The sequence below is a fragment of the Pseudomonas sp. PKS genome (assembly GCF_051913525.1).
Taxonomy (GTDB): Bacteria; Pseudomonadota; Gammaproteobacteria; order Pseudomonadales; family Pseudomonadaceae; genus Aquipseudomonas; species Aquipseudomonas guariconensis_D.
Map to the genome: position 1 here is coordinate 14,470 of NZ_JBEGDO010000011.1, position 15,156 is coordinate 29,625.

The 15,156-nt window shown below is 62.7% G+C and carries 13 protein-coding genes; 6 read left to right on the forward strand and 7 right to left on the reverse strand.

What is annotated here, in order from left to right:
* Positions 1–59: 59 nt before the first annotated feature.
* Complete coding sequence (queG, locus tag ABOA88_RS13260; RefSeq protein ID WP_196169284.1) at positions 60–1,124, forward strand: tRNA epoxyqueuosine(34) reductase QueG; 1,065 nt, start codon at positions 60–62, stop codon at positions 1,122–1,124.
* A gap of 32 nt (positions 1,125–1,156) precedes the next feature.
* Here queG and ABOA88_RS13265 read toward each other — a convergent pair whose 3' ends face one another.
* Entirely contained in the window at positions 1,157–1,768 is a 612-nt protein-coding gene (locus tag ABOA88_RS13265; RefSeq protein WP_367851635.1) for a trimeric intracellular cation channel family protein, read from the reverse strand.
* Positions 1,769–1,876: 108 nt separating this feature from the next.
* Positions 1,877–2,419, reverse strand: coding sequence for an oligoribonuclease (orn, locus tag ABOA88_RS13270; RefSeq protein ID WP_196169286.1), 543 nt, complete (start codon positions 2,417–2,419; stop codon positions 1,877–1,879).
* A gap of 135 nt (positions 2,420–2,554) precedes the next feature.
* On the opposite strand from orn, the gene rsgA reads away from it, so the two are divergent.
* Entirely contained in the window at positions 2,555–3,586 is a 1,032-nt protein-coding gene (rsgA, locus tag ABOA88_RS13275) for a small ribosomal subunit biogenesis GTPase RsgA (RefSeq protein WP_196169287.1), read from the forward strand.
* A 76-nt stretch (positions 3,587–3,662) separates the two neighbouring features.
* On the opposite strand, the gene motB is transcribed toward rsgA, so the two are convergent.
* Both motB and motA read right to left on the reverse strand, forming a co-directional pair.
* On the reverse strand, positions 3,663–4,697 hold the full coding sequence (gene motB / locus ABOA88_RS13280; RefSeq protein ID WP_196169288.1) for a flagellar motor protein MotB: 1,035 nt from the start codon (positions 4,695–4,697) through the stop codon (positions 3,663–3,665).
* 3 nt (positions 4,698–4,700) lie between these two features.
* Positions 4,701–5,552, reverse strand: coding sequence for a flagellar motor stator protein MotA (motA, locus tag ABOA88_RS13285; protein ID WP_043211996.1), 852 nt, complete (start codon positions 5,550–5,552; stop codon positions 4,701–4,703).
* A 130-nt stretch (positions 5,553–5,682) separates the two neighbouring features.
* On the opposite strand from motA, the gene ABOA88_RS13290 reads away from it, so the two are divergent.
* From ABOA88_RS13290 to asd, 3 genes are read left to right on the forward strand one after another with little or no spacing between them, the layout of a single operon-like run.
* Positions 5,683–7,218, forward strand: coding sequence for an HDOD domain-containing protein (locus ABOA88_RS13290; protein WP_367851634.1), 1,536 nt, complete (start codon positions 5,683–5,685; stop codon positions 7,216–7,218).
* A 46-nt stretch (positions 7,219–7,264) separates the two neighbouring features.
* Positions 7,265–8,074: a rhodanese-like domain-containing protein gene (locus tag ABOA88_RS13295; protein ID WP_196169290.1), complete on the forward strand. Its 810-nt coding sequence runs from the start codon at positions 7,265–7,267 to the stop codon at positions 8,072–8,074.
* A 17-nt stretch (positions 8,075–8,091) separates the two neighbouring features.
* Complete coding sequence (gene asd, locus ABOA88_RS13300) at positions 8,092–8,955, forward strand: archaetidylserine decarboxylase (protein ID WP_043212003.1); 864 nt, start codon at positions 8,092–8,094, stop codon at positions 8,953–8,955.
* 71 nt (positions 8,956–9,026) lie between these two features.
* On the opposite strand, the gene serB is transcribed toward asd, so the two are convergent.
* Positions 9,027–10,241, reverse strand: coding sequence for a phosphoserine phosphatase SerB (serB, locus tag ABOA88_RS13305; RefSeq protein ID WP_043212004.1), 1,215 nt, complete (start codon positions 10,239–10,241; stop codon positions 9,027–9,029).
* Between the two features lie 136 nt (positions 10,242–10,377).
* Here serB and ABOA88_RS13310 point away from each other — a divergent pair, with 136 nt between their 5' ends.
* On the forward strand, positions 10,378–11,823 hold the full coding sequence (locus tag ABOA88_RS13310; protein WP_367851633.1) for a histidine kinase: 1,446 nt from the start codon (positions 10,378–10,380) through the stop codon (positions 11,821–11,823).
* 168 nt (positions 11,824–11,991) lie between these two features.
* On the opposite strand, the gene ABOA88_RS13315 is transcribed toward ABOA88_RS13310, so the two are convergent.
* Together ABOA88_RS13315 and parC are read right to left on the reverse strand one after the other, a co-directional pair.
* Entirely contained in the window at positions 11,992–12,705 is a 714-nt protein-coding gene (locus ABOA88_RS13315) for a PqiC family protein (RefSeq protein ID WP_196169292.1), read from the reverse strand.
* A 175-nt stretch (positions 12,706–12,880) separates the two neighbouring features.
* The gene (gene parC, locus ABOA88_RS13320; protein ID WP_367851632.1) at positions 12,881–15,139 is read right to left on the reverse strand and encodes a DNA topoisomerase IV subunit A; all 2,259 of its coding nucleotides are present in this window, start codon (positions 15,137–15,139) and stop codon (positions 12,881–12,883) included.
* Between the last annotated feature and the right edge of the window lie 17 nt (positions 15,140–15,156).

The window sequence follows — 15,156 nt, forward strand, 5'->3', positions numbered from 1 at the left end:
AAAGGCTCCGATGTCTGGCAGAATTATACGCACCTCTGCCTGTATTGCCTTGTCCATCCATGTCCGCTTGCCTTCCTGATCTCAATACGCTGGCCCAATCGATCAAGGATTGGGGCCGCGAACTCGGTTTCGCCCACGTCGGTATCGCCGACGTGGCGCTTGGCGAGCACGAACACCATCTGCAGCGCTGGCTGGAAGCCGGCTACCAGGGCGAGATGGACTACATGGCCGCCCATGGCAGCAAACGCTCACACCCCGACGAACTGGTACCCGGCACCGTGCGTGTGGTGTCGCTGCGCATGGACTACCTGCCCGGCGATACACGCATGACCCAGATGCTGGCGCACCCTGAGAAAGCGTACATTTCCCGCTATGCCCTGGGTCGCGACTACCACAAGCTGGTGCGCAAACGCGTGCAGCACCTGGCCGAGCGCATCCAGCAGGCCATCGGCCCCTTTGGTTTTCGCGCCTTCGTCGACAGTGCCCCGGTGTTGGAAAAAGCCATCGCCGAACAGGCCGGCCTGGGCTGGATCGGCAAGAATACCTTGCTGCTCAACCGCAAGGCCGGCAGCTACTTCTTCCTTGCTGAGCTGTTCGTCGACCTGCCACTACCGGTGGACCAGGCCCAGGCCAGCGAACATTGCGGGCGCTGCCAGGCCTGCCTGGACATCTGCCCGACCGCCGCCTTTGTCGGGCCGTATGTGCTCGACGCCCGGCGCTGCATTTCCTATCTGACCATCGAGCTCAAGCACGCAATTCCGGTCGAGTTGCGCCCGCTGATTGGCAATCGGGTGTTCGGTTGCGACGATTGCCAGATCGTCTGCCCTTGGAACCGTTTCGCACGCCCGACCCAGGAAAACGACTTCAAGCCCCGTCACGGACTGGACAACGCCGAGCTGGCCGCACTGTTCCTCTGGGATGAAGCGACCTTCCTGAACAACACCGAGGGCTCCCCCCTGCGCCGCGCCGGCTACGAGCGTTGGTTGCGCAACCTGGCGGTGGGGCTGGGGAATGCGCCGACTACCATCCCGGTGCTCGAAGCCTTGCGAGCCCGGCGCGAGCATCCCTCGGCATTGGTACGCGAGCACGTGGAATGGGCGCTGGCACAGCACGAAGATCAGTAGCGACCCAGCCCCTCAGGCCTGCAGAGGGGCAATCATTGCTGGTCGTTGTAGTGGAACTTGGGCATTTCCCAGTGGAAGCGGATCGCCAGCAATCGCACCAGGAACCCACCGAACAAGGTCAGCAGCATGGACTGCTCGGCCGGCACCTTGAAGTACACGCAGCCCAGGTAGAACCAGGCGGCGGCAAAAGAGACGCTGGCATAAAGCTCCCGGCGGAATACCAGGGGGATATCGTTGCAGAAGATGTCCCGCAGGATGCCACCGAACACACCAGTGATCACGCCACTGATCGAAGCCACCAGCATGCCCTGCCCCATCTCCAGGGCTGTCATGCAACCAATCAATGTGAACGCCACCAGCCCCAGCGCATCGAGCACCAGAAACAGTGAGCGCAGATGGCGCATCAACGGCGCTATGAAGATGGTCAGCAAGGCTGCGAAGCTGGTCAGCACAAGGTACTCAGGGTGCTTCACCCACGTCAGTGGGTAGTGCCCAAGCAGCACATCGCGCACCGAACCGCCACCCAGCGCGGTGACGCAGGCGATCAGCACTACGCCAAACCAATCCATGCCGCGGCGCCCCGCGGAAAGCGCGCCGGTCATGGCTTCGGCGGTAATGGCGACAAGGTAGAGCATCAACAACATGGTGCATGTCCAAAAAAAAGCGGCAAACGCCAAACCCACAAGCAAAACGCCACGGCGGGCTGGTCACTCAGCCGCTGTGGCGCTGATGCTTGGCTCGAGGCTCGAAACTTAGACTTTGATGAAGTGTTCGCGGTAGTGACGCAACTCGGCGATCGACTCACGAATGTCGTCCAGCGCCAGGTGGGTCCCACCCTTCTTGAAGCTGTCACGCACCTGTGGGGCCCAGCGAGCGGCCAACTCCTTGAGCGTGGAGACGTCCAGGTTGCGATAGTGGAAGAACCTTTCGAGCTTAGGCATGTGGCGATAAAGGAAGCGGCGATCCTGGCAGATGCTGTTGCCGCAGATCGGCGACTTGCCCGTGGGCACCCATTGCTCGAGGAAGGCCAGGGTCTGCGCCTCGGCCTCAGCCATGTCGATGCGGCTCTCGCGCACACGCTGGGTCAGGCCGGAAGCACCATGGGTACGGGTGTTCCAGTCGTCCATACGCGCCAGCACCTCATCGCTGTGGTGGATAGCGATGACCGGACCTTCGGCCAGGGTATTGAGCTCACTGTCGGTGACAATGGTCGCCATCTCGATGATGACATCGTTGTCCGGATCCAGACCGGTCATTTCCAGATCGATCCAGATCAGGTTCTGTGCGTTTTGCATGAAGGGCTCCTCGAATAGGCCGTCATTTTAGCCCACGACGCGGCTTTCGTGGCGCAAACGCCAACACAAGGGACAGGATGGTCCATGCTAAACTGCCAGCCGTTTTTCTTTCTGCCCCGCCAACACGGAACCTTCATGGCCAAACGCCAGCTCAACCGTCGCCAGAACTGGCGTATCGAAAAAATCCAAGGCGAGCGCGCCGCTCGCGCCGCCAAACGTGAGCAACACGCTCTGCAGGAGCTGGAAGGGGGCGACCTGGGCCCTGAGCAGTTGGGGCTGGTGATCGCTCACTTCGGCGTACAGGTGGAGGTCGAGGCGCAGGATGGCGAAGCCAAGGGCCAGGTGTTTCGCTGTCATTTGCGAGCCAATTTACCGGCACTGGTCACGGGCGATCGGGTGGTATGGCGAGCGGGCAATCAGGGCAACGGTGTCATCGTCGCGCAGATGCCCCGCACCGCCGAGCTGTGCCGGCCGAACAACCACGGCCAGTTGAAGCCGGTGGCGGCGAACGTCGACCTGATCGTGATCGTCTTCGCCCCTGCCCCCGAACCCCAGGCCAACCTGATCGACCGCTACCTGGTCGCCGCCGAACATGCCGGCATCCGCCCTCTGCTGCTGCTGAACAAGGCCGACCTGATCGATGAGCAGAACGGTCCGACCATAGAAGCCCTCCTGGCGGTCTACCGCGACCTGGGCTATCCCCTGTTGGAGGTTTCGGCTCATCAGGGCGAGGGCATGCAGCGTCTGCAACAGACGCTGGACAAGCACATCAGCGTGTTCGTTGGCCAGTCCGGGGTCGGTAAGTCATCGCTGGTCAACAGCCTCCTGCCGGAGGTCAGGACTCGTGTGGGCGATCTGTCCGAATGGTCCGGCCAGGGCACGCACACTACCACCACGGCCCGCCTGTACCACTTCCCCAATGGGGGTGACCTGATCGACTCACCCGGCATCCGCGAGTTCGGCTTGGGCCATGTCAGCCGCGACGATGTCGAGGCCGGCTTCATCGAGTTCCGCGAGCTGCTCGGCCACTGTCGCTTCCGCGACTGCAAGCACGACCGTGAACCCGGCTGCGCCTTGCTCCAGGCTTTGGATGACGGGCGTATCAAGCCACAGCGGATGAACAGCTATCGCTCGATCATCGCCAGCCTGCCGCAAGACACCTACTGAGCCCCCTCGGTGACAAAAAGGCCGCTCCTGCAGTGATTGCAGGAGCGGCCTTTTGTCGACTGGCCCAGCCCAGGTCTCACTCCTGGGTGTTGTCCATTTTCAAGACGCCATCTTCGAAGATGTTCAGCTTCTGACGCAGTTCTCGCGGCTGCATCGGCGCCTGGGCCGTATCGCCCTGGCCCGGAGTGGCTGGTGCGCTAGCGCCAGGTGTGCCATTGACAGGGGGCGTTTGCTCGGTAGGCACCGGGGCATCCGGCGCGCCCTGCTCGCCCTCGATGCTGCGCTGAGCCTTCTTGGTGAGGACGATGATGTCGATACGTCGGTTGACCGGGTTGAACGGGTCCTTGCGATCGAACAGCGACGACGAGGCGTAACCCACCACCCGTGCCACCTGCTCATCCGGGTACCCCCCGGCGACCAGCGCACGTCGCGCGGCATTGGCGCGGTTGGCCGACAGTTCCCAGTTGCCGAATTCGCCAGTACCGGCATAGGGCTTGGCATCGGTATGACCACTGATGCTGATCTTGTTCGGCACCGCCTTGATGGTGTCGGCCATGGCCAACAGGATGTCCTCGAAGTACGGCTGCAGGCGTGCACTGCCCAGGTCGAACATCGGCCGGTTCTCGGCATCCATGATCTGAATGCGCAGGCCGTCCTGGGTGATCTCGAACAGGATCTGGTCCTTGAACTTCTGCAGTTGCGGGTTTTCCTCGACCTTGTTCTGCAGTTCCTGCAACAGCAATTGCAAGCGCTCCTGCTCGACCTGCTCGGCCAAGGTCTCGACTTTGTCTTTGTCCAACTGGATGCTGGTGTCAGGTGTCGGCTCGGATTTTTCTTCCGGATTGATGGTTTTCTCCGGCGCCAATTGTGGCGAACCACCCAAGTCGATGACGTAGGGGGTGCCGCTCTCGGAGAAGCCTATCGGGTCCTTGAAATAGCCAGCGATGGCGAGCTTCTGTTCAGGCGTGGCCGTGGACAGCAGCCAGAGCACCAGAAAAAACGCCATCATCGCGGTGGCGAAGTCGGCAAAGGCGATCTTCCAGGCACCGCCGTGGTGACCGTCGCCAAAGCGCTTGACGCGCTTGACGATGATGGGCTGATTGTTCTCCATGATTTAGCGACCGCGAACCGCTTGTTCCAGCTCGGCGAAGCTTGGACGGTGCGCCGGATAAAGCACCTTGCGCCCGAACTCCACGGCCAGCGACGGCGGCATGCCAGAGGCAGAGGCCACCAGCGATGCCTTGATTGCCTCGTAGACGTTCAGCTCTTCCTTCGCGTCATGACGCAGGGCGTTGGCCAACGGACCAAAGAAGCCGTAGGCCGCGAGAATACCGAAGAACGTACCCACGAGCGCGGCGCCCACGTGCAGACCGATGGACTTCTGGTCGCCATCGCCCAGCGATGCCATGGTCACGACAATCCCGAGAACCGCGGCCACGATACCGAAGCCGGGCATGCCATCGGCGATGCCTGTCACCGCATGGGAAGGGTGCTCGAGCTCTTCTTTCATGTTCAACAGCTCCATGTCGAACAGGCCTTCGAGCTCGTGGGGCGCCATGTTGCCGGTGGACATGATGCGCAGGTAGTCGCAGATGAACGCGGTCATGCGCTCGTCGCCCAGAACGGCCGGGTATTTGGCGAAGATGGGGCTGGCGGCTGGGTCTTCGATATCACCCTCGATGGCCATCATGCCCTCGCGGCGGCTCTTGTTGAGGATCTCATAGACCAGGCCCAGCACCTCCAGGTAGAAGGTGTGAGTGAAACGGGTGCCGAACATCTTCAGCGACTTCTTGATCACATGCATGGTCATGTGACCAGGGTTGGCCTGAAGGAACGCACCGAAGGCCGCACCGCCGATGATCAGCACTTCGAACGGCTGGATCAGCGCCGCGATCTTGCCGTGGGATAGCACGTAGCCGCCGAGCACGCTCGCGAATACGACGATGATGCCGATAATTTTAGCCATAGGTTCAAAGCACTTGCTGTGGTGGTCAGGGTCAGGGGCGGGAGCTTTAAAACTCTTCTTCTACTTATCGACAGAACTGCGCCAGACTATAGGCACAAAATGCGAAAAGCCAGTTCGGACTGATGTCAAAATGCCAATGGACGCTAAGGTACCAAGCCAGATTCCACCCACGCTCGATGCCTGGGTAAAACTGCTCGACGGCATCCGCCTGCCAGTACCCAAGGAGAGTCATGACCGGGTACTGGCCGCCATCAACGATAGCCGGCGCTCTTTGCGCGACATCGCCGAACTCATGCAGGACAGCCCAGCGCTGGTGCTTTCGGTGATGCGCGAGGCGAACCATCCGGCCAACGCCAGCCAGGCCGAACCCGCCGAAAGCCTGGAAGTCGCCCTCAATCGCCTAGGTCTGGCCCGCACCGCGAGCCTGCTGGCACGTCTGCCTGCCGTCCCCGGCGAAGATATTCCGCCGGTACTGCGTCAGTTCCTGCTGATCAGCCAGCACGCTGCCCAGCAGGCCAGTGGCCTGTTCGCCAGCCGCCTGGCCCGGTTGTGGCAAGAGATCCATTGGGGCAGCCTGTTGTTCCTGTCGCCACTGTGGCCCCTGGCTTTGGCCTATCCCAAGTTGCTCGATGCCTGGGAGCTGCGGGTGATCCATAAGGGTGAGGAAGCTGCCGAGGTCGAGCAGGCGCTGTTCGGCGTGCGCATCGTTACCCTGTGCCAGGCCATGGCCGAGCAATGGCGCCTGCCCGGCTGGGTGACCCAAGGCTATCGCCTGCTGCTCGATGAGCGCGAACAATTGGCCCAGATCCTGAGCATCGCGCGCGAGCAGGATGCCTTCACCCAGCAACAGCGCCTGGATGAAGAGCCCGGGCTGCGCCGCTGGTTCAACCAGCCGGCCAACACCGTGCTGCTGGCCAACGGACTGGCCCTGGCGGCGCAGGTGGGCTGGGACAATCCTCACCTGCTGCGCTGGCAGTTGCTGACGGCGTTGTACCTGCAGACCTCGCTTGATGATGTCCAGCAGCAAATTCACCAGCAAGCGGCGGCCAGTGCCCGGCACCACGCCCGGCACGCCCTGTTCCATCCCGCCGAAGCACTACTCTGGCCCTGGCACCAGCGGCGACCGCATCCGGACATGCTCGCACCTGAGCCACCCACCAGTAAGGATCTGGAACACTGGCGCAAAATCTGTGGCGAGTTGCTGGTCCAACCCAGCCCGTTCACCACCATCCTGCACCTGAGCACCCAGGCGCGCGAAGCCCTGCTGGCCTGCGGCATGCAGCGGGTCATGCTGCTGGCGCTCGACAGACCCAATGAATGCCTGCGCGTGCAGCAGACCGCAGGCCTGCCACCGGAAGCGGCCTCGCTGGTACTGCCGCTGGCCCAAAGCAAATTGTTGCAACGGCTAATGGGCCAAGCGGCGCAACTGCGCCTGACGCCGGAGAACCACGCCCAGTTCTCGGCCTTGCTACCCCCACCTTTGCAAGCACTCCTGTCCAGCGAGCATCTGTTGCTGCGCTCACTGGCAGTCAACGGCCAGGTGGCGATGCTGATGATCGCCGACCAAGGCGGCAGGCCCATGGCCGATGTCAGCGTGCAGGCTTTCGGCAAGACAGCCCAATGCACCGAGCGTGCGCTGTCGGCCTTTACCAACCGCAACGCTTGAGCCTTAGGCTACAATCGCCTCCTCTATTCCACCCTGGAGATCGTGGATGACTGACTTTTCCGGCTTGCCCCTGGTGATCGAACCGGCCGACCTGCTCGCGCGCCTGGATTCGCCACAGCTGATCCTCGTCGACCTGACCAGCGTCAATCGCTATGGCAGCGGGCACATCCCTGGCGCCCGGTTCGTCGATCCCAAGCGCACCCAGCTGGGCCAACCACCGGCGCCAGGGTTGCTGCCGGCGCGGGCTGACCTGGAGAAGCTGTTCGGTGAGCTCGACCACCGGGACGATGCGGTCTATGTGGTGTACGACGATGAAGGGGGCGGCTGGGCCGGGCGCTTCATCTGGCTGCTCGATGTCATCGGGCACACGCGCTACCACTACCTCAATGGCGGCATCCAGGCCTGGCCCGCTGACAAGCTCAGCGTTGAAATCCCACCAAGCAGCGGCGGCCCGGTCAGCCTGCAGTTGCATGCAGAGCCCACCGCCACCCGCGAATACCTGCAAAGCCGACTGGGCGCGGCCGACCTGGTCATCTGGGACGCCCGCAGCCCAGGCGAATACAAGGGCGAGAAAGTCCTGGCCGCCAAAGGCGGGCACATTCCGGGCGCGGTCAACTTCGAGTGGACCGCAGGCATGGACCTGAACGACCACCTGCGCATCCGCTCGGACATGGCCGACATCCTGCAACAACTCGGCATCACCAAGGATAAGGAAGTGATCACTCACTGCCAGACCCACCACCGTTCCGGCTTCACCTATCTGGTGGCCAAGGCCCTCGGCTATCCACGGGTCAAGGCCTACGCCGGCTCCTGGGGCGAATGGGGCAACCATCCGGACACGCCTGTAGAAGTTTGAAATTCCAAGGAAACCCAATGAAATCCCGTTTGTTCATCATCAGCCAGTACCTGCTGCCGCATCACCTGCTCTCGCGGCTGGCCGGCTGCGTCGCCGAATGCCGCGCCCGCTGGTTCAAGAACGCCTTCACCGCCTGGTTCGCCAAGCGCTACCAGGTGAACATGTCCGAAGCATTGGTCGAAGACCTGACCGCCTACGAACATTTCAACGCCTTCTTCACCCGCGCCCTGAAGCCGGGCGCCCGCCCGCTGGACGAAACCCCAGGCGCCATCCTGTGCCCGGCCGATGGTGCCGTCAGTCAGCTCGGCCCGATCGAACATGGCCGTATCTTCCAGGCCAAAGGGCACAGTTTCAGTGCCCTGGAACTGCTCGGCGGCGATCCCGCCTTGGCCGCGCCTTTCATGGGGGGTGAGTTCGCCACCATCTACCTGTCGCCCAAGGACTACCACCGCGTGCACATGCCGCTGGCCGGCACCCTGCGTGAAATGGTCTACGTGCCTGGCCGGCTGTTCTCGGTCAACCAGACCACCGCCGAGAACGTACCCGAACTGTTCGCCCGCAACGAGCGTGTAGTCTGCCTGTTCGACACGGAGCGCGGCCCGATGGCTGTGGTACTGGTCGGCGCGATGATCGTGGCCTCGATCGAGACGGTCTGGGCAGGCCTGGTCACGCCACCCAAGCGTGAACTCAAGACCTTCCGCTACGACGAAGGCAGCCGTGCCCCTATCCACTTGGAGAAAGGCGCCGAACTGGGGCGTTTCAAGCTGGGTTCGACCGCAATCGTGCTTTTTGGCCCAGAGCAGGTGAAGTGGGCGCAAAGCCTGGGTGCAGGCTCCGCGGTACGCATGGGCGAGTTGCTGGCTCAGCCTGCCCAAGCCTGAGTCATCGCAACGAAAAAAGGCCCCGCACAAGCGGGGCCTTTTTCATGGTGCTACGTCAGTAGGCGCTAACCTCAGCTACGCGCGTCGCGATCACGCAGCCCCAGCAGGTACAGCACGCCATCGAGCCCCAGGGTGGAGATTGCCTGTTTAGCCGACTGGCGCACCAGCGGCTTGGCACGGAAAGCCACACCCAGCCCGGCCAGCGACAGCATCGGCAGGTCGTTGGCGCCATCACCGACGGCAATGGTCTGTTCCAACTGCAGGCCTTCTTCGCTCGCCAATTGCTGCAGCAGGTCGGCCTTGCGCTGCGCATCGACAATCGGCTCAACGGCGACGCCGGTTACCTTGCCATCAACCACTTCCAGTTCGTTGGCGAAGACGTAGTCGATGCCCAGGCGCGCTTGCACCTGCTTGGCGAAGTAGGAGAAGCCACCAGACAGGATCGCAGTCTTGTAGCCCAGGCGCTTGAGCTCGGCGAACAGGTGCTCGGCACCCTCTGTCAGGCGCAGGGAGGCGCCGATCTGGTCCAGCACGCCAACATCCAGGCCCTTGAGCAAGGCCATGCGCTCCTTGAAGCTGGCACGGAAATCCAATTCACCGCGCATGGCGCGCTCGGTGATCGCTGCCACTTGCTCGCCCACCCCGGCGGCCTTGGCCAGCTCGTCGATCACCTCAGCCTCGATCAGCGTCGAGTCCATGTCGAACACCGCCAGGCGCCGGTTGCGGCGGAACAGGTCATCCTTCTGGAAGGCGATGTCGACGCTCAGCTCCTCGGCCAGGGCGAAGAAGTCCGCGCGCAGAGCCTGGGAATCACTTGGCTCACCGCGCACGGAAATTTCGAGGCTGGCCTTGCTCTTCTCGCACGAGGCATCCAGCGACACCCGCGCAGACAGGCGCTCGATGCGCTCGATGGTCAGGCCGTACTGGCTGATCACCGCACTGACCCGCTGCAACTGCTCGGGGGTCACTTTGCGGCTGAGCAACGTCACGATATGGCGTGCCTCGCCCTGGCTGTCGGCCCAATGCTGGTAGTCGGCCTCGGAAATGGGCGTGTAGCGGGCCTGCAGGTTAAGCGCATGGGCTTTGGCCTGAACGCTCTGCAGCAGGTTGGTGGCCACTTCGTTGTCCGGAATATCGACCAGAATGCCAAAGGACAGGGTGCCATGCATCACCGCCAGGCCGATGTCGAGAATGTTCACACCGCCCTGGACCAGGACGCCGGTGATGGCCGCAGTGAGACCGGGACGGTCTTCACCAGTGATGTTGATCAGGACGATTTCGCGCAAGACCGGGCTCCGACTTCGATGAAAAATGCGCATTCTACCGATTTTCCGTGACCATCGGGCGCTACCGATACTTTGCCGACAAAACACGGCTCGCTATACTGCGCAACACCTTTTTCGCCATAAAGAGCCGCGCTCTGTGAACCGGCCCACGCCAGTCAAACCTGATAACTTCTTCCTGATGATCTTCCGAGCCCTGCGCCAGCGTCGCGTTCCGCTGGCTCTGCGCATCGCCAGCCACAATATTTTCCTGGTGGCCCTGGCGCTGGTGATCTATGCCTGCGTCATGGGTCTGCAGTTCCGGCAGGCCATGCATGAACAGGCCGACGCCCTCGGCCAGAGCCTGACCATCCAGACCGCCAACTCGGCGACCGAGCTGCTGGTGTCGAACGACATCCTCAGCCTCAACGTATTGCTGGGCAATCTGGTGAAGAACCCGCTGGTGGCCCATGCGGCAATCTACAGCGTGGACAACCGTATGCTGGCCGAAGCCGGCCAGCGGCCGAAGAACGGACTGCTGGGCGAGGCTGAAGGGCTCTACCAGACCAAGATCACCTTCCAGGACGTGACCGCTGGTCAACTGCGCATCAGCCTGGACATGAGCCAGTTCCAGCAGCCAATGACCATCAGCCTGCAGAGCATGGGTATCCTCGGCGGCATCTTGCTGGCCTTGGCACTGGCCCTGAGCCTGCGCCTGGGTCGTCACATCACGACGCCGCTCTTGCAGTTGCGCGTGTGGCTGCGTGACCCGCATCCCTATACCCCTGCTACCGATCGCCAGGACGAGATCGGCGACCTGGCGCGTCAGTTGCACGCCCGCCTGGCCCCGCCGCCGCCAGAGCCTGAGGAAGTCGAAGAAGACTTCGAGGACCTGGACGAAGTCGCCGCCGCCCCCAAGGCCACGGCAAAAGCCAAGATCGCGACCGAAGACGACGAGGACGATGACGCGTTCGCCGGTCTGATCGACGCCGAGGACAGCCACGCCAAGCCTGTCGCCGCGGTATCCGACGAGCCGCAGTACAGCGCCGTGCTCGCCGTGCAACTGGGCTCCCAGGAGCAACTGCGCCGCCTGCCCCGCACACGCCTGACCGAACTGCTGGAGCGCTATCGCGACTGCCTGGAGCAGGCCACATCGCTGTATGACGGCGAAACCTACACCCTCAACGATGGCAGCACCCTGCTGCTGTTCCACAGCCGCGACTGCGGTGAGGATTACCTGACCAATGCCATCTGCTGCGGCGAACTGCTGCGGGCACTGGGCCATGCCTTGCAGATCGAGGTGGCCGACAGCGGTATCACCCTGCAACTGCAACTGGGCCTGGTCCTGGCGGACGACCTGCAGGGCCTGGAGCAGGTCGACCTGCTGATGACCGAAAAAGCCCAGGATGCCCTGGCGCTTTCGCAGCACAGTCGCAACCTGCTGCTGGTGGAGCGCAAGATCAGCGACGATGGACTGATTCGTCAGCGCGCTCGCATCCGCCCGATAGCCAGCCCCGAAGGCGCCTGCTGCGTCGAGCGGCTGATGGAGCCCTACCCGTCCATGCTCGAGCGTCAGCTGGCGCGCATGCACGAACGCCGGGCCTGAGTTCGACAAAGAGTGGGGCCAAGCCAGCGTACCGTAGGCGCTGGCGCAGCCTGCGATGGGCCGTACAGCGGCCCTCAAATGCGCAATTGTTCGACAGCTCGAATCACCAGCACTTCTCGAAGCAATAAAAAAGCCCGCATTGCTGCGGGCTTTTTTGTGTCTATCGGTTTAGAACCGGTAGACCTCCATGTCGGTCCGAATCGGCGAAGCCATCGGAATCTTTGGTTTCTCAGGCCCCTTCTTGACCTGGACCGGGGCTGACTTGCGTTGAGGCGGGGACTCTTCAGCAATTGCCGGCTGGTTAGCCAGCGGCTTGACCGCCACACTGAGCTGCTCGGCCAACTTCTGTAGCAATTGCCCCTGGGCCTGCACCTGGGACGCCTCGGAGCCCTCGTGTGGCTGCTCCAGGTGGACGATACGGTTATCCCGTACCTTGCCGCGACGATCGAGCAGGCGCCACTGGGCGTCGAGAATGGCCGGCTGGTTCTTGCCCGAATCCAGGCGGGTAATCGACAGCAACACTTGCACGTCCGGGTTGAAACCGGCGGTCGCCGGTGCCAGGACCACGCGCTGGCTGTCCAGACGCCAGGCCAACTGGCGAACCAGCAACTGATCGATGTCCGAAGACAGGCTGCCGGCCCAACGACCGTCGGTCGCCGAGGTCAGGCTGCCATCAGGCTGACGCTGCAGGAAGGTTTCGCGTTGCAGGTAATCGGCGACCGATACCGGGCCGAGCACAACCGCCATGCCGGCGCTCTGCGAGGGCTGGCCTGGATCACCGCTGTCCAGCTGATACAAGGCCACCGGCTGATGCATACTGCATCCGCTCAGTCCCAGCAGACCTGTCATCAACAGCGCAAATGGAAGGCGCAGAAATTTCATTCATCCCGTCCAGGCGGTCGCCCAGGGGCAAACCGCAGTGATACTCATGTAGATTCTTACGGGCACACGGCCACGCCGGTACCGCAAGGGCACTATCATCCGCGAAATAACCGCCCGACTCCAGCATTTCTGCCTGAAATGACGCTGAAATTGCCGTTCCAGACAGACAGCCGGTTCATTCGGGCCGTTCGACCGCCATGCCGTCCACGCGCTGGAAGCCACGCGGCAACTTGCTGCCACGCCGTCCCCGCTCACCTTTGTAATGCTCAAGATCATCAGGCTTGAGAGATAGCGTACGCTTGCCCGCTTGCAATACAAGGGTCGCGCCCTCGCTCACTACCGCAAGGTCAGTGACAAATTCTTCACGGCTGGCGACCCGGTCACCGGGCACCCCAATGATCTTGTTGCCCTTGCCTTTGCCCAATTGCGGCAGGTCGCTGACTTTGAAGATCAGCAGGCGGCCTTCGGTGGTCACCGCAGCCAGCCAGTCCTGCTCCCGGTCCGTCACCGGCCGCGGAGTCATCACCTTGGCACCGTTGGGCAGACTGAGCAGGCCTTTGCCGGCCTTGTTCTTCGCCTGCAGGTCTTCACCCTTGACCACAAAGCCGTAGCCGGCGTCGGAGGCTACCACATAGAGCGCATCGTCATCAGGCAGCAGCACGCAATCGAAGCTCGCGCCCGGTGGCGGCGTCAGACGACCGGTCAGCGGCTCACCTTGGCCACGTGCCGAAGGCAGGCTGTGAGCGGCCAGCGAATAGCTGCGTCCGGTGGAATCGATGAACACGGCATACTGGTTGGAGCGGCCCGCGGCAGCCCCCTTGAAACCATCACCGGCCTTGTAGGACAGGCCAGTAGCATCGATGTCATGCCCCTTGGCGCAGCGTACCCAGCCCTTCTCGGAAAGCACGACGGTGACAGGCTCGGTCGGCATCAACTCGTTTTCCGAGAGTGCCTTGGCCTCGGCTCGCTCGACGATCGGCGAGCGGCGATCATCGCCGTAGGTCTCGGCATCCTTGATCAGCTCGCTGCGCACCAGCTTGCGCAACTTGGCATCGCTGCCCAGCAGCGCCAGCAACTTGGCCTGCTCCTTGAGCAGTTCGTCCTGCTCGCCGCGGATCTTCATCTCTTCCAGGCGCGCCAGCTGACGCAGGCGGGTCTCGAGGATGTAGTCGGCCTGAACCTCAGTGAGGTCGAAGCGGGCAATCAGCGCCTGCTTGGGCTGGTCTTCGGTGCGAATGATGTGGATGACTTCATCCAGGTTGAGGAACGCAGTGAGCAAGCCTTCCAACAGGTGCAGGCGCTTTTCGACCTTCTCCAGGCGATGCTGCAAGCGGCGGCGGACGGTGCCAATGCGGTACTCCAGCCATTCGAGCAGCAAGGCACGCAGGTTCTTGAGCTGCGGCCGGCCGTCTAGACCGATGATGTTGACGTTGACCCGGTAGCTGCTCTCGAGGTCCGTGGTGGCGAACAGATGCTGCATCAGTTCGTCGGCATCCACACGGTTCGAACGTGGAATGATGACGATGCGGCAGGGGTTCTCGTGATCCGACTCATCGCGCAGGTCGGCGACCATCGGCAGCTTCTTGGCCTGCATCTGCGCGGCGATCTGCTCCAGCACCTTGGCACCGGAGACCTGATGCGGCAGGGCCGTCACCACGATGTCGCCGTCTTCTACGCGGTACACGGCACGCATGCGGATCGAGCCGCGGCCGCTCTCGTAGAGTTTGAGGATCTCGGCGCGCGGCGTCACGATCTCGGCTTCGGTCGGATAGTCCGGCCCCTGGATGTGTTCGCACAGCTGCTCGATGGTGGCCTTGGGCTCGTCGAGCAGGCGCACGCAGGCGCTGGCGACTTCACGCAGGTTGTGCGGCGGCACGTCAGTGGCCATGCCCACGGCGATGCCGGTGGTGCCGTTGAGCAGGATGTTGGGCAGGCGTGCCGGCAACACGGTAGGCTCCTGGAGGGTGCCATCGAAGTTCGGTACCCAGTCGACAGTGCCCTGGCCCAGCTCACTGAGCAACACCTCCGAATAACGCGACAGGCGCGCCTCGGTGTACCGCATGGCGGCGAACGACTTCGGATCGTCCGGCGCACCCCAGTTGCCCTGGCCATCGACCAGGGTATAGCGGTAGCTGAATGGCTGGGCCATCAGCACCATGGCCTCGTAGCAGGCCGAGTCGCCATGGGGGTGGAACTTGCCGAGCACGTCACCGACGGTGCGCGCCGATTTCTTGTGCTTGGCATCGGCATCGAGCCCCAACTCGCTCATGGCGTAGACGATGCGTCGTTGCACCGGCTTCAGGCCGTCGCCGATATGCGGCAAGGCACGATCCATGATCACGTACATGGAGTAGTTGAGGTAGGCCTGTTCGGTGAAGTCAGCCAGGGAGCGGCGTTCGACGCCTTCGAGACTGAGTTCCAGTGAGTCGCTCATGCGGGCCTCGTCATTTC

Bases quoted from the DNA above. Each gene is read 5' to 3' on its own strand.
- orn (WP_196169286.1), bottom strand. From the start codon at position 2,419: ATGCAAAACGCACAGAACCTGATCTGGATCGATCTGGAAATGACCGGT.
- ABOA88_RS13295 (WP_196169290.1), top strand. From the start codon at position 7,265: ATGACTGACTTTTCCGGCTTGCCCCTGGTGATCGAACCGGCCGACCTG.
- queG (WP_196169284.1), top strand. From the start codon at position 60: ATGTCCGCTTGCCTTCCTGATCTCAATACGCTGGCCCAATCGATCAAG.
- ABOA88_RS13290 (WP_367851634.1), top strand. From the start codon at position 5,683: ATGCCAATGGACGCTAAGGTACCAAGCCAGATTCCACCCACGCTCGAT.
- motB (WP_196169288.1), bottom strand. From the start codon at position 4,697: ATGGAGAACAATCAGCCCATCATCGTCAAGCGCGTCAAGCGCTTTGGC.
- rsgA (WP_196169287.1), top strand. From the start codon at position 2,555: ATGGCCAAACGCCAGCTCAACCGTCGCCAGAACTGGCGTATCGAAAAA.
- asd (WP_043212003.1), top strand. From the start codon at position 8,092: ATGAAATCCCGTTTGTTCATCATCAGCCAGTACCTGCTGCCGCATCAC.
- motA (WP_043211996.1), bottom strand. From the start codon at position 5,552: ATGGCTAAAATTATCGGCATCATCGTCGTATTCGCGAGCGTGCTCGGC.
- ABOA88_RS13315 (WP_196169292.1), bottom strand. From the start codon at position 12,705: ATGAAATTTCTGCGCCTTCCATTTGCGCTGTTGATGACAGGTCTGCTG.
- parC (WP_367851632.1), bottom strand. From the start codon at position 15,139: ATGAGCGACTCACTGGAACTCAGTCTCGAAGGCGTCGAACGCCGCTCC.
- ABOA88_RS13265 (WP_367851635.1), bottom strand. From the start codon at position 1,768: ATGTTGTTGATGCTCTACCTTGTCGCCATTACCGCCGAAGCCATGACC.